17 protein-coding genes and 1 riboswitch are annotated in these 13,503 nt (G+C 66.7%); of the genes, 5 read left to right on the top strand and 12 right to left on the bottom strand.

The features are described 5' to 3' along the window. Window positions 1–208: 208 nt before the first annotated feature. Window positions 209–562: a hypothetical protein gene (locus DL544_RS03030; RefSeq protein ID WP_072167840.1), complete on the bottom strand. Its 354-nt coding sequence runs from the start codon at window positions 560–562 to the stop codon at window positions 209–211. A gap of 478 nt (window positions 563–1,040) precedes the next feature. Between DL544_RS03030 and DL544_RS03025 the strand changes: the two genes are divergently transcribed. Both DL544_RS03025 and DL544_RS03020 read left to right on the top strand, forming a co-directional pair. Further along, window positions 1,041–1,451 (top strand): hypothetical protein, encoded by a 411-nt coding sequence (locus DL544_RS03025; RefSeq protein WP_139726730.1) that lies wholly within the window; start codon window positions 1,041–1,043, stop codon window positions 1,449–1,451. 128 nt (window positions 1,452–1,579) lie between these two features. Further along, window positions 1,580–1,951 carry a DUF805 domain-containing protein gene (locus DL544_RS03020; RefSeq protein ID WP_139726729.1) on the top strand — a complete coding sequence of 124 codons (372 nt, stop codon included), beginning with the start codon at window positions 1,580–1,582 and terminating at the stop codon, window positions 1,949–1,951. 192 nt (window positions 1,952–2,143) lie between these two features. Here the strand turns inward: DL544_RS03020 and thiL are convergent, their stop codons facing one another. From thiL to DL544_RS02995, 5 genes are all read right to left on the bottom strand, one after another. Beyond that, window positions 2,144–3,106 (bottom strand): thiamine-phosphate kinase, encoded by a 963-nt coding sequence (gene thiL, locus DL544_RS03015; RefSeq protein ID WP_139726728.1) that lies wholly within the window; start codon window positions 3,104–3,106, stop codon window positions 2,144–2,146. A 120-nt stretch (window positions 3,107–3,226) separates the two neighbouring features. Next, entirely contained in the window at window positions 3,227–3,706 is a 480-nt protein-coding gene (nusB, locus tag DL544_RS03010; protein ID WP_005415268.1) for a transcription antitermination factor NusB, read from the bottom strand. Then, window positions 3,703–4,170, bottom strand: a complete 468-nt coding sequence (gene ribH, locus DL544_RS03005) for a 6,7-dimethyl-8-ribityllumazine synthase (protein ID WP_005415267.1) — start codon at window positions 4,168–4,170, stop codon at window positions 3,703–3,705. The genes nusB and ribH overlap by 4 nt, the downstream gene beginning before the upstream one ends. A gap of 136 nt (window positions 4,171–4,306) precedes the next feature. Further along, window positions 4,307–5,407, bottom strand: coding sequence for a 3,4-dihydroxy-2-butanone-4-phosphate synthase (gene ribB / locus DL544_RS03000; protein WP_005415266.1), 1,101 nt, complete (start codon window positions 5,405–5,407; stop codon window positions 4,307–4,309). Continuing rightward, window positions 5,404–6,030, bottom strand: a complete 627-nt coding sequence (locus DL544_RS02995) for a riboflavin synthase (RefSeq protein ID WP_005415265.1) — start codon at window positions 6,028–6,030, stop codon at window positions 5,404–5,406. The genes ribB and DL544_RS02995 overlap by 4 nt, the downstream gene beginning before the upstream one ends. Before the next feature lie 74 nt (window positions 6,031–6,104). Further along, window positions 6,105–6,250: riboswitch (FMN riboswitch) on the bottom strand. A 293-nt stretch (window positions 6,251–6,543) separates the two neighbouring features. On the opposite strand from DL544_RS02995, the gene DL544_RS02990 reads away from it, so the two are divergent. The 3 genes from DL544_RS02990 (at window position 6,544) to DL544_RS02980 (ending at window position 8,688) form a co-directional block, all read left to right on the top strand. After that, complete coding sequence (locus DL544_RS02990) at window positions 6,544–7,164, top strand: hypothetical protein (protein ID WP_005415264.1); 621 nt, start codon at window positions 6,544–6,546, stop codon at window positions 7,162–7,164. Window positions 7,165–7,314: 150 nt separating this feature from the next. Beyond that, window positions 7,315–8,199 (top strand): hypothetical protein, encoded by an 885-nt coding sequence (locus DL544_RS02985; RefSeq protein ID WP_139726727.1) that lies wholly within the window; start codon window positions 7,315–7,317, stop codon window positions 8,197–8,199. Between the two features lie 114 nt (window positions 8,200–8,313). Then, entirely contained in the window at window positions 8,314–8,688 is a 375-nt protein-coding gene (locus tag DL544_RS02980) for a hypothetical protein (RefSeq protein WP_032953932.1), read from the top strand. A gap of 35 nt (window positions 8,689–8,723) precedes the next feature. Here DL544_RS02980 and ribD read toward each other — a convergent pair whose 3' ends face one another. The 6 genes from ribD to DL544_RS02950 form a co-directional block, all read right to left on the bottom strand. Continuing rightward, window positions 8,724–9,809, bottom strand: coding sequence for a bifunctional diaminohydroxyphosphoribosylaminopyrimidine deaminase/5-amino-6-(5-phosphoribosylamino)uracil reductase RibD (gene ribD / locus DL544_RS02975; protein WP_139726726.1), 1,086 nt, complete (start codon window positions 9,807–9,809; stop codon window positions 8,724–8,726). Between the two features lie 136 nt (window positions 9,810–9,945). Continuing rightward, on the bottom strand, window positions 9,946–10,467 hold the full coding sequence (gene nrdR / locus DL544_RS02970) for a transcriptional regulator NrdR (RefSeq protein WP_005415256.1): 522 nt from the start codon (window positions 10,465–10,467) through the stop codon (window positions 9,946–9,948). Between the two features lie 145 nt (window positions 10,468–10,612). Beyond that, entirely contained in the window at window positions 10,613–11,062 is a 450-nt protein-coding gene (locus DL544_RS02965) for a hypothetical protein (RefSeq protein WP_139726725.1), read from the bottom strand. A 27-nt stretch (window positions 11,063–11,089) separates the two neighbouring features. After that, window positions 11,090–11,509 (bottom strand): hypothetical protein, encoded by a 420-nt coding sequence (locus DL544_RS02960; protein WP_005415252.1) that lies wholly within the window; start codon window positions 11,507–11,509, stop codon window positions 11,090–11,092. A gap of 66 nt (window positions 11,510–11,575) precedes the next feature. After that, entirely contained in the window at window positions 11,576–12,829 is a 1,254-nt protein-coding gene (gene glyA / locus DL544_RS02955) for a serine hydroxymethyltransferase (RefSeq protein WP_005415251.1), read from the bottom strand. A 186-nt stretch (window positions 12,830–13,015) separates the two neighbouring features. Beyond that, window positions 13,016–13,483: an RcnB family protein gene (locus tag DL544_RS02950; RefSeq protein ID WP_032953924.1), complete on the bottom strand. Its 468-nt coding sequence runs from the start codon at window positions 13,481–13,483 to the stop codon at window positions 13,016–13,018. Between the last annotated feature and the right edge of the window lie 20 nt (window positions 13,484–13,503).

Here is a 13,503-nt window from a genome sequence, read left to right as displayed (position 1 = left end):
CACGCACGGCGCCGGTTGACTCCGGCGCCGCTTTTCTTTGCTCGTGTAGAGCCAGGCCAACGCTCGGCTACGTTCTGCATCAGCCAAGCAAGCTCGGCGCCGTCAGCAGCGGGAACCCCGAAAACCGGCAGTGCCTTCGGCATCCCGACCAATGAACGCCTGAGTATCAACAAACGGCTCGACGATAGCGAAGGCGAAGGCGAAGGCGTCACTCTGCGCCAATCAGGATAAGGCGGCCGTCGTCTGTGGGATGCAGTTGCAGAAAAACATCCCGGCCATTCTTGTGGAACATGGACCAGCAGACCGCCTGCCAGCCGCGACCACAATTGACCTCGGGAAATCCAAGCACGGTCGGATGCGAGTACTCGCGTGGTATTCCGCTCCACCCCGCTTTCAACAGGGCAGGGCGTAGCGTTCTGTAGTCCATCTCCCATCGCGCGCCCAATGCCTTCAGCGTGCCCGGCATCGGCGACGGATTTTCCTTGTAGCTGCCCATTCTGTAGCCGGGCTCTATGACGTCCGGCGAAGAGGCCAGCAAGAAGGCGATCAAGATAATTTTCATCTCCCCAGCGTAGCGGCATCGCTGAGCCCGGCAACCCCCGCTGAAGCCGATGCCACTTCGACGAAGTGGTTGAGCGCACTCGACTCTACGGTGCGAGCGGCGAAGAATGTCGCATTTGGCAAGAGTCGCCATCCGCTACCTGCCAGCGACAAAGTTGCAACGCTTTCGAACTTTCCAACAATTCTCATTGGCGGCACGGGCGCTTCATGCAAATCATGTAGTGCCACCGACAACGGGTGGCACGGGCTTCCAATCCCGATCGGTAACACTGTTGTTTACGCTTGCCTGCCGGCGCCACCCTTTCCTTGTTGGGTGGCGTCGGCAGGCATTCTGTCCGCGCTTACATGGCGGGCGGTGCGTGGGGGCCTCGTGCCCGCCGGCGTTTCGCAGTGTTACCACCGGTATTGGAACCACGCACCGTCCGCCACCCTCGCTGTTAAGCAGGGTGGCCCCTTGCCGCTTGCACAAGGACGCCGCCATGACCGCTTCCCCCTACCCGCACCTGTCCGCCACCCTGGGCGAGGCCGCCACGCGCCTGCCCGATGACCTGGCCCGCACGCTGGAAGACACCTTCGTTGCGCTGCAGAGCGGCAACAGTGCCGGGGCCATCACCCTGCAAGCCTGCCTGCAGCACATCCGCCAGGGCGATGCCGCCGATGGCCAACCATGGCCCGGCAACAACCGCACGCCCGGGCAACGCCTGGCCCTGGCGCGCATCGACCGCGCCAATGCGGGGCTGAGTTTCCTGCTGGAACTGCTGCACGCCACCGAACGCGTACGCGTGGATGGAGATATCGACCAGCAGATGGGCGATGGCGCGCGCGAAGGGCTGCTGCTGGCCTGCCGTGGGCTGGCCGAGTACGTGGATGTGCAGCTGCGGGCGGCGTGAGCATGCGACGAAGAGAAGTGCGGGTGAGCGCTCAGTTCAGTTGCACGCTGCGCGCAATTGCAACGATTCCGATGGCTCGTCATCACAGGAGCACCAATGGTGCGCACTTCTTTTCAGGGAGTGTTTCGATGCACAAGATGATGGTTCCGCTCACCCGCTATGCGCAGTTCACTGGCCGCGCAAGCCGCAGCGAATTCTGGTGGTTCCAGTTGTTCATCATGATCATTTCGATCCCGCTGTATCTGCTGAGCTTCTATGCCGGCCACAGTGGTTCGCAGGGCCTGGCGCTGGTCGCTACCGGGCTGAGCGTAGTGATGTGGCTGGTGTTCGCCTTGCCGTGCATTGCCGCAACCATTCGCCGCTTGCACGATACCGATCGCTCGGGCTGGTGGATGCTGCTGGCGTTCGTGCCGTTTGCGAGCCTGGTGCTGCTGGTGTTCCTGGTGCTGCCCAGCACGCCGGGCGACAACCGCTTCGGTGCGCCAGTTCCGCACGTATAACCAGACCGCGTTGGTAGGTGTCGACCTTGGTCGACATGGATGTGCCACCGGATGCTGACACATCCGTGCCAACCAAGGTTGGCACCTACCAGAGCAACATCGATGTGCTTCACTTGGGGTCAGATCCCTTTGCGGCGCAAAGGGATCTGACCCCACCCCGAAGGTTGACCCAGCAGGGCAGTACCGCTGCGGCTACGCGAAGTGCTGGTAGCCGCCGTCGGCGGCTTCGCCATCCACATGCACGCCCTGCCCTCCGGCCATCCGACCGATGCGGGTGAGCGGCACGTCCAGCGATTCGGCCAGGTAGTGCAGCGCGTCACGCTGGTCGGCGGCGGCGGTAAAGCACAGCTCGTAGTCGTCGCCACCGCGCAGTGCGCAGTCGCGTGCGGCCTCACGACCGAGCAGCTCACGCAATGCGTGCGAGATCGGCAGCGAGTCGGCATCGACATGTGCGGCCACGTAGCTGCGCGTGGCGATATGACCGAGGTCGGCCAGCAGGCCGTCGGACACGTCCACCGCCGCGTGCGCGAAGGCCCGCAGGCGCAGGCCCAGGGTCACGCGCGGTGCCGGCCGCAGCAGGCGCAGGCGCAGGCTTTCGTAGTCGGCCAGCAGCGTGGCGGTGGCGATGCTCAACGCACCCTGTTGCCACAGGCGCAGCGCACCGGCGGCATCGCCGAGCGTGCCACTGACCCAAATGTCATCGCCTGCCTGTGCGCGGTCGCGCCGCAGGGCCTGGCCGCGCCCGACCTGGCCCATCGCGGTCACCGACAGCGACAGCGGACCGCGCGTGGTGTCGCCACCGATCAGCGCGATGTCGTGCTGGTCGGCCAGGGCGAAAAAGCCATCGGCAAAGGCCTCGATCCAATCTTCAGATGCTTCCGGCAGCGACAGTGCCAGCGTGCACCACGCCGGGCGCGCGCCCATCGCGGCCAGGTCCGACAGATTGACCGCCAGGGTCTTCCAGCCGATGTCGAAGGCCGGGGTTTCCACCGGGAAGTGCACGCCGCTGTTGAGCGTATCAGCGGTGACCACCAGCTGTTCGTTGGCGCGCGGCTGCAACAGCGCGGCGTCGTCACCGATGCCGAGCAGGATGTCGTCGCGCTCGAGGGTGCGGGCGCGGATGCGGTCGATGAGGGCGAATTCGGCCAGGGACATGGGGCGTTCCCGCTGTTGTACGTGCCGCGCAAGGCGCGGTGGGCGGTAGTGCCGGCCGCTGGCCGGCAACCTCAGGATCCCTGCAGCTGCCGGCCAGCGGCCGGCACTACCACAGGCGGGTCAGTGACCCGATTCGACCTTGCGCCATTCCACGGCGGCACGATCCAGCACGCCGTTGACGTAGGTATGGCCATGTTCGGAACCGAAGCGCTTGGCCGATTCGATGGCCTCGTTGATCACCACGCGGTACGGCACGTCCAGGCGGTAGCGAAGCTCGTAGGCGGCCAGGCGCAGCACCGCGCGTTCGATCGCATCCACTTCCTCGATGCCACGGTCCAGGTACGGGCCGAGCGCTTCGTCGATGTCGCGACGGTTGTCGAGCACGCCGTGCACCAGCGCCTCGAAGTACGCCAGGTCGGCGATTTCGCGGGCCTGCTCGTGGGCGAACTGGGCGATCAGCGACTGCGCGTTGCCGCCGGAGATCTGCCAGGCGTAGATGGCCTGCACGGCACGACGACGGGCGCGCGAGCGCAGCACCGGATCGACGCCATCGCGGCGGACGGGTTTACCGGAGGGCTTGCCCTGGGTGTTCTTGTTCATGGCAGTTGCTCCAGCAGATTGACCATTTCCAGTGCGGCGAGTGCGACTTCCTCGCCCTTGTTGCCGTGGCTGCCGCCTGCGCGGGCCTCGGCGTCTTCAACGCGTTCCACCGCCAGCACGCCGTTCAGCACCGGCACGCCGAAATCCAGCTGCACGCGCATCAGGCCTTCGGCGCAGCGGTCGGCCACGTGTTCGTAGTGGCGGGTGTCGCCACGGATCACGCAGCCCAGGGTGAGGATGGCGGCGTGTTCATGCGCGGCGGCCAGGCGTGCAGCCACCAGCGGCAGTTCCCAGGCACCCGGCACGCGGATCACGTCGATGTTGGCTTCGGTGATGCCGTTGCCGGCCAGGCTCAGGCGGGCGCCTGCGACCAGCGCGTCGGTGATGCGGGCGTTCCAGCGGCTGGCCAGGATGGCGAAGCGCGCCGACTCGGGAGTGCGAAGATCGCCTTCGTAGTGGCTCATATGCGGCTTGGGGGACTCGATAAGGGGGTAATTCTAGCGTGGATGGGCCCCGGCCGTGGCTGGCGGGGGCCTTCAGGGTGTGCCGACCAACGGTCGGCACCCACCGGTAGTGCCGGCCGCTGGCCGGCTCTACCCATTACAGGGTCACCGTCTCCACCACTTCCAGGCCGTACCCGGCCAGGCCGATCTGGCGGCGCGGGGTGCCCAGCACGCGCAGCTTGCCCAGGCCCAGGTCGGACAGGATCTGTGCGCCGGCACCGTTGCGGCGCCACTGGCCCACGTCCTTGTCCTTGCCCGGCACCACCGGCGCCGGCTGCTGGCGCAGGCGGGCCAGCAGGGCTTCGCCATCGCGCGGGGCCGACAGCACCACCATCACGCCTGCGCCCTCGGCATCGATTGCACGCAGGGCGTCGGTGGCCGCCACGCCGAAGTCGTCACGGCGCCAGTGCAGCAGGTCGGCCAGCGGGTTTTCCACCTGCACGCGCACCAGGGTCGGTGTTTCCGCATCCGGCGTGCCGCGCACCAGGGCGAAATGCAGGTCGTGGGCGATGCGGTCGCGGTAGGTCACCAGCTTGAACGGGCCGAATTCGGTGTCGATGTCGCGCTCGTCCACACGTTCAACAGTCTTTTCGGTGGCCAGGCGGTAGGCGATCAGGTCGGCGATGGAGCCCATCTTCAGGCCGTGCTCGCGGGCGAACACTTCCAGCTCCGGGCGGCGCGCCATGCTGCCATCCGGGTTCAGGATCTCCACCAGCACGCCGGCCGGTTCCAGCCCGGCCAGCATGGCCAGGTCGACGCCGGCTTCGGTATGGCCGGCGCGGGTCAGCACGCCGCCCGGCTGGGCGATCAGCGGGAAGATGTGGCCCGGCTGATGCAGGTCCGACGGCTTGGCGTTGGGCTTGACCGCGGTGCGGATGGTGTGGGCGCGGTCGTGGGCCGAGATGCCGGTGGTAACACCCTCGGCGGCCTCGATGCTGACCGTGAAGTTGGTCTGGAACTGCGCGGTATTGGCCTGCACCATTGGCGCCAGGCCGAGGTCGGCGGCGCGGGTGCGGGTCAGTGGCAGGCACACCAGGCCACGGCCATGGGTGACCATGAAATTGATGTCCGACGGCTTGACCAGTTCGGCGGCCATGATCAGGTCGCCTTCGTTCTCGCGGTCTTCGTCATCGACGATGACCACCATGCGGCCCAGGCGGATGTCTTCCAGGATTTCCGGAATCGGGGCGAAATTCATGCGGCATCTCCGTGTGGGTGCTGACCGTTGGTCGGCACACTGATCAACCGCTCCACATAACGGGCGACCAGATCGATTTCCAGATTGACCGCACTGCCCACGCCGGTGGCAGAGAAGGCGGTGTTGGCCACGGTGTGCGGAATGAGGGCGACTTCAAAGCCTTCATCGTCCACTTCGTTGACGGTGAGGCTGACGCCGTCCACGCAGATCGAACCCTTCTTGGCGATGTAGCGGCGCAGCGAGGCCGGCGCGGCGAAGCGCCAGCGCTGGGCACGTGCATCTTCATGGATGGACAGCACCTGGCCGAGGCCGTCGACGTGGCCGCTGACCAGATGGCCGCCGAGGCGGTCGGTCGGGCGCATGGCCCGTTCCAGGTTGATGACCGCACCCTCGCCCAGCTGGCCCAGCGTGGTCAGGCCCAGAGTCTCGGTGGAGGCGTCGGCCTGGAAGCTGCGGGCATCGAACGCGATGACGGTGAGGCAGACGCCGTTGATGGCAATGCTCTCGCCCATCTGCACGTTGTCGAACGGCAGATTCCCGACATTGAAGGTGAAGCGGACATCGCCGCCGATGGATTCGCGTGCGGCCAGACGGCCGACGCCTTCGATGATTCCAGTAAACAAGTAACGTTCTCCGCGAAAAGTGAGCGAAAAACGCCGCAAGGCAAACAGGTGCACGCAGGGCAAGAGCCCTGTGGCACCGTCTTCTTTCATCCGGACTATGACCGTCGGCTCCGGCATTGGACCGGATCTGCTGACCCCCGGCCGTGGGCCGGGGCGCTCGCGGGCTCGTGCTTGCGCACCTACCGCCGGTGGGGAATTGCACCCCGCCCTGAAGACGTTTGTGTACCGGCGAACCGGCCCGCGCAGTGTACCAGCCCGTGCTGAACGGGGTCGGATCCCTTTCCGCAGGAAAGGGCTCTGACCCCATGGACCGGTGGCGCAGCAGCACTGGGGTCAGGGCCGTTTCCCGATGGCAAACGGATCCGACCCCCAACCCCGGTCCGCCCCAGCCTGTGACGGCCATCTCTCGCATTTTGTAAAACTTTCATTAAAATCCGCAGCGGACGACATGAGGTCGCCACGGGCAGCCGCGAGGGCAGGCCCGCCAATGGACTGAAACTCACAGGAATTCCCATGCGCAAGATCCTGATCGTGGCCGCCCTGCTGGCCGCCGCCCCGTTCTCGGCTTCGGCCGAGGCCCTGAGCTACACCTACGTTGAAGGCGGCTGGACCCAGGTCCAGGTTGACGACAACCTGCTGGACGACCCGAAGGTCGACGGTGGCTACCTGCGCGGTTCGGTCGCGCTGGCCGAGCAGGTCTACGTGTTCGGTGGCTGGTCGCGCACCAGCAAGACCCGCCACTACGGCGAAGATTCGCTGAAGCTGGAACTGAACCAGCCGGAGCTGGGTATCGGCTACCACATGCCGTGGACCGACCGCCTGGACTTCACCGCCGATGCCGCCTGGGTGCGCCAGAACGCCGAATCGACCCTGCGTTATGACGGTGTGCGTTACCACGGCAAGGACCACACCAACCTGGGCCGCGTCACCATGGGCATCCGCGGCAAGCCGTCGCGCATGACCGAAGCCTGGGCCAAGGCCGGCTACATGGATGGCGGCAACAACTACAAGGGCACCTGGGTCGGCACTGTTGGCGGCCAGATCAACTTCACCAAGACCTGGGGTCTGGTGGGCGAGATCTCCGGCTACCGCGACGTCACCCAGTACTCGGCCGGCGTCCGCGCCAGCTTCTGATCCAACGGTCGCTCCTCGTCGTGCGATCGAACGGGCCCCGCAAGGGGCCCGTTTTTTTTGCCCCGCGCGTCGGCACGTGATCACAGGGCGCCGTCGGGCCTGCGCAAAGATGCGCTAGGCTTGCGCGCCTCTGGAACAGGAAACACCGTCATGAAGACCCCCTTGCGTACCCTGCTGGCCAGCGCCCTGCTGGCTGCCCCGCTGCTGGCCAGCGCCGCCCCGGCCACACTGACGCCCGAACAGGCCTTCGATCTGTATGCCCGCGTCCTGCTGGAAGACGACGCCGCCGCGACCCGCACCCTCAACGATGCGCTGAAGCCCGCCTTCGACGGCCAGGACGCGGTAGCCCCGAACCCGGGCGCATTGGCCAAGGCGCTGGCCGAACCGTGGCAGGTCGTGCTTGCCAGCACCGGCGCCAAGGCCGACGCGGCCACCAGCGAAGCGCTGTATGCCAAGGCCCTGCGTGATTCGAAGTGCCGCGCCAGCAAGAGCGTGATTGAAGACAACGAATACGTGGACGACCAGAAGCTGGCGCGCATCACCTTCAGCTGCCAGGTGCCCGACCTGGGCAAGGTACGTCCGCTGTTCGCCGCCAGCCTTGCCGCCGACGCCAGCCCGGCCTCGCGCAAGCAGTTCACCGACGCCTACACCCAGGCGCTGCAGAGCGGCGCGCGCGTGCCGGTCAGCGGCACCTTCACCCTGTACCCGGCCAAGGACAACGGCTACTGGTACAGCGGCAACTTCGATGATCTGGTGGGCACCGTGACCGGGGCGCTGGCACCGTTCGAGGAATGGATGCAGGACGTGCAGGCGGCCAGCGCACCGAAGGTGACCGGCGTACCCGGCTGCGACCTGCTGCTGCAGCAGCACCGCAGCTGCGTGGCGAAGATCGCACCCGACCAGATCAGCGGCGTGGATGCGATGGCCGAGGAACTGAAGGCCAAGGCACAGGTGAAGTCGGCCGATGAGATGACGCAGGAGTGCAAGGCGCTGCGCCCGATCGCCGAGATGATGTGGACGGACGAGTGCACATGAGCACGATGTAGCGCCGTTGCCTGCAGCAGGATCAATGGCACTTTCAGAACCGTTGCATGGTCTTGCGCACACTGCGTGATCAATGCTGTTGTCCTCTTCCACGAGGGCAACAGCATGAAACACCGCACAACCTCGACCACGGCCCTGCTTGTCGCGCTGATGGCGTGCTGGCACGCCGAAGCGTCCAGACCCAGGACATTCTTCGTGCAACCTTCGGTTGCGTTCGAGTCGACCCAGCTGCGCGACCGCGACATCGACGCGCAACTGAGCGAGAACGACGATTGCCGCGCGTTCCTGCAGTACCACGATCAGTGCGCACCGTCGGTACTGCCGGACGAGTACGACCAGGGCATCAGCCGGCGCAGGCTGCGGTGGAAGTCAACGCAACTGACGGGAGAAGCACTCGGTGCCTACTGCCGTGACCTGCATCTGCTGTGGAAGCAGCAATGGAAAGAGCAGTGCCCTGCCCACGAGGACGAGGGCACCTGACAGCGCCGGAACGGGGCCAGTGCCCCGCCATTGCCTCACGGGCGCAACAGCAGCCGGATGTCCTCGCCGACCTGGCGCTGGTCAACCACGCGCAGACGGCGCTGCTGGCCCATTGCCTCGATGCCCAGGCCTGCCAGCAACGGACGACCGTTGTCGCCCAGCAGCGTGGGCGCCTGGTACAGCAGCAGTTCGTCCACCCAGCCAGCGCGCAGCAGCGCACCGGCCAGTGTCGCGCCGGCTTCGGTATGCACCTCGTTGATGCCACGCTCGGCCAGCAGCGCCAGCACCGCACCCAGATCCAACCGCCCCTCTGCGCTGGGCACGTTGGCAAATTCGGCGTCGGCCGCATCCGGTGCGCTCACCGCCGCATCGTGCAGGTACAGCGTCGGCGCACCGCCCTCGCGCACACGGCTGCATTCGAGCGAACGCAGGCGCGAATCGAGCACCACGCGCAGTGGCGGCATCACTTCGGCACCGGCCAGGCGCACGGTCAACATCGGGTCGTCGGCCAGCACGGTATCGGCGCCAGTCAGGATCGCACCGGCGCGAGCGCGCCAGTGCTGCACGTCCTCGCGCGCAGCCGGCCCGGTGATCCACTTGGAGCTGCCGTCGGCCATCGCGGTGCGGCCATCGAGGCTGGCGGCCAGCTTCACCCGCAGCCACGGGCGGTTGCGCTCCACGCGTGACAGGAAGCCCTTGTTGAGCTCGCGCGCCGGCGCCGCCATCAGTCCTTCGGCAACCTCGATACCTGCATTGCGCAGCAGATCGAAGCCACCGCCATCAACCTTCGGGAAGGGATCGCGCATCGCCGCCACCACGCGCGTCACGCCCGCTTCGATCAGCGCCAGTGCGCACGGCGGCGTGCGCCCGTAATGGGCGCAGGGCTCCAGGGTGACATAAGCGGTGGCACCGCGGGCCTCGCTGCCGGCTTCGCGCAGTGCGAATACTTCAGCGTGCGGCCCCCCTGCGCGCTGGTGCCAGCCCTGCCCGACCACGCGTTCGCCGTGGGCGATCACGCAGCCGACCATCGGGTTGGGCCGGGTGGTATAGGCAGCGCGCTCGGCCAGACGCAGCGCGTTGGCCATGTGCAGGTGGTCGAGGACAGAGAACGATGGTGTCATGCGACCATGGTAACGCCGCCGGTGTGGATGCACGCGATCGGTAGATCCACGCCATGCGTGGATGGATACCTCCGTGCCAACCAAGGTTGGCACCCACCAGATCATGGGCGCCTCCGTGCCACCACAGCGGTGTCGGTCAGCCCTTCTTCTTCTTGGTCAGGGCGATCACATCGCCCAGCAGCTGCAGCTGTTCGGTGCTGGACGGCAGGTCGCGCTCGAGCTTCTCGATCTCCTCGCGGAAATCGGCCACGTCCTCGAAGCTGCGGTACACCGAAGCGAAGCGCACGTAGCCCACGTGGTCGAGCTTGCGCAGTTCGTTCATGACGAACTCGCCAACCTTGATCGAGGGCACTTCGCGCTCGCCGCTGATGCGCAGCTGGTGCACCACCGCACGTACCGCCGCTTCGATCTTGTCTTCGGGCACCGCGCGCTTCTGCAGCGCGCGGTCGAACCCCGCGCGGACCTTGCGCTGGTCGAACGCTTCGCGGGTGCCATCGCTCTTGACGATGGCCGGCAGCTTCAGCTCGACCGTTTCCAGAGTGCTGAAGCGCTCGCCGCAGGCTTCGCATTCCCGCCGACGGCGAATCGTCGCGCCGTCTTCAGAGACGCGCGAGTCGATGACCCGGGTATCGGCATGTTGGCAGAAGGGGCAATGCATGGAACGCCTGGCTCAGGGAGCAATTGCCACGATCATGGCAGCGTCGCAAAGGTACCTGAGAAAGGGCGCCGCAGCAAATGCTGCCTGCGCGGAAGCGCCTGCATTCTGGCCACCCGAGGTGTGCGGCGAGTTCGTGATGTCCGGCTCAACCCGGTGCGGGCGGCGGCGATGCCACGCGTGACCAGCGCAGCCACGCCAGGTGCCCGGCCATCACCAACAGCGGTGGGCCAAAGCCGAGGAAGGCCAATGTCGAGATCTCCCCGCGCTTGAAGGTGAAGTACAACGCGGCGGCGATCACGCCCAACGCAGCCAGCACGCCCAGCGCCAGGCCGGCCCAGGCGGCAACCGGTGATTGGCGCAGGCCGGCAACACCGCGCCACAGGAACAGCCCGCTCAGCCACAACCACGACAGCAGGCCGATGATTCCCGCCGACGACCACAGCAGCAACAGCGTGTGCTCGTCGCCCGTCAGGTACTTGCCGTCCCATACGACCATCAGCCCCAGCACGGCACCCGTACCGCCTGCTGCCACTGTGGGCAGGCCCACCAGCAGGCCGGCAATGGCCATCCCGCGCTTGTGCAGGCGCTCATCCATGCGTTCGATGTCCTTCCATGGGCCACGTCATGCGCGGCGCTTGATCCACACCAGCACCGCCGCCGGCACCAGCATCGATGGGCCCAACAGCAACAGGGCGATGCCTTCGGCGTGGACCGTGATGCTCCACCACAGCGCCAGCCCCAGCGGGGGCACAGCGGCAAGACCGCCGGCCAGCAGCATCCACCACCAGAGGCGATGCACCTGCAGCCCGGCACGCCCCTGCAGCAGATACCCGGCGCTGAGCCACAACCAGGCCAGGCAGCCGGCAATGCCGGCCAGGCCCCACAGCGGCATCACCGTCACCGCGGCCAGCGTGCCATGGCCGAACTGGCCCAGCCCCGTCAGCAGCAGCATCGTCGCCGCGACACCGCCCACTGCCAGGCTGGGCAGGCCAAATGCCACCGCCAGGACGGCATACAGGTACTTGAGGCGGCGCTCATCCATGCGCGGGATTCCTGGTGACGGGGTCAGAGCCCTTCCCTGCGGGAAGGGATCCGACCCCGGCGGCGATCAGCCGTAGACCGGGTACTTGCGGCACTGCGCGCTGACGGCATCACGCACGCGGGCGATGACGGCATCATCGTTCGGCGCGTCCAGCACGTCGGCGATCCAGTTGGCCAGGTCCACGCAGTCCTGCTCGACGTAGCCACGGGTGGTCACGGCCGGGGTGCCCAGGCGCAGGCCCGAGGTCACGAACGGAGAACGCGGATCGTTCGGCACCGAGTTCTTGTTGACGGTGATGTGAGCCTTGCCCAGCGCAGCTTCCGCATCCTTGCCGGACACGTCCTTGCCGATCATGTCGACCAGCATCAGGTGGTTCTGGGTGCCACCGGAAACGATCTTGTAGCCGCGCGAGATCAGCGTGTTGGCCATCGCCTGGGCGTTCTTCACCACCTGCTGCTGGTAGGCCTTGAAGCCCGGTTCCAGCGCTTCCTTGAAGGCCACGGCCTTGCCGGCGATGACGTGCATCAGCGGACCGCCCTGGATGCCCGGGAACACGATCGACTGCAGCTTCTTGACCAGGTCTTCGTCGGCGCCCTTGGCGATGATGATGCCGCCACGCGGGCCGCGCAGGGTCTTGTGGGTGGTGGAGGTAACGACGTGGGCATGCTCCAGCGGGCTCGGGTAGACGCCAGCGGCGACCAGGCCGGCCACGTGGGCCATGTCCACGAACAGGTAGGCACCGACCTTGTCGGCGATGGCGCGGAAGCGCGCCCAGTCGATCACCTGCGAGTACGCCGAGAAGCCGGCGACGACCATCTTCGGCTTGTGCTCCAGGGCCAGGCGCTCGACTTCGTCGTAATCGATCAGGCCCTGGTCGTTGACGCCGTACTGCACGGCGTTGAACAGCTTGCCCGAGGCATTGACCTTGGCACCGTGGGTGAGGTGGCCGCCGTGGGCCAGGCTCATGCCGAGGATGGTGTCACCCGGCTGCAGCAGGGCGAAGTACACGGCCTGGTTGGCCTGCGAGCCGCTGTGCGGCTGCACGTTGGCGTAGTCCGCGCCGAACAGCTGCTTGAGGCGGTCGATCGCCAGCTGCTCGGCGATGTCCACGTATTCGCAGCCACCGTAGTAGCGCTTGCCCGGGTAGCCTTCGGCGTACTTGTTGGTCAGCTGGCTGCCCTGGGCTTCCATCACCGCCGGGCTGGTGTAGTTCTCGCTGGCGATCAGCTCGACGTGGTCTTCCTGGCGCTGGGTCTCAGCGGCAATGGCCTTGGCCAGTTCGGGATCGTAGGTTTCGATGCGGACGTCACGCGGGAACATCGGGTACTCCAGCAGGCAGGGAAAGGGGTACGGCTCAGCCCCTGATTGTAGCCCCGCACCGGCCTGCCGGGGCCGAAAAGGCCGGGGCCGGCACTCCCGAAGGAATCCGGCCCCGTATGGTTTCCAGGGATGTTGTGGGATCAGGGCCCTTTCCGTTGGAAAGGGATCCGACCCCGGCCGCGATCCTCAGCGACTGTTGATGATGTAGTCGGCGATGATGCCGGTCGCCACCGCCACCAGCAGCATGTTGCCGCGGTCGTCGCGGATCCAGTGGTGCCCATACGGCGGGCGGCGCAGGTGGTAGCGCGGGTAGTCGTTCACCACATAGATCGGGCCGCGGTAGTAATCGCGGTAGCGGTGGCCGACCTTCCAGCCGTAGCCCGGGCCGTAGACCACGCGCGGCGGCGGCGGGGCCGGGCGGTAGTAGCGGTCGTGATCGCGGTGCCAGTCGCGGCGGTCGCGCTCCCAGTCGCGGCGTGCCTCGCGGCGGTCGCGTTCCCAGTCACGGCGGTCCTGTCGCCATTCGCGGCGGTCCTCGCGCCACTCGCGGCGGTCATGGCCGCGACGGTGGTCGTTGTCGGCAAAGGCCGGGGCCACCGCGCCGAACGCCAGCACAGAGGCCACGGCGCCGGCCATTACTCGATTGATGCGCATGTCAGACCTCTGCTTGGGTG

The sequence above is a fragment of the Stenotrophomonas sp. pho genome (assembly GCF_006228405.1).
GTDB lineage: Bacteria > Pseudomonadota > Gammaproteobacteria > Xanthomonadales > Xanthomonadaceae > Stenotrophomonas > Stenotrophomonas sepilia.
Note: the sequence above shows the minus strand (reverse complement) of the source record. Positions and strands in the feature narration are given on the sequence as shown.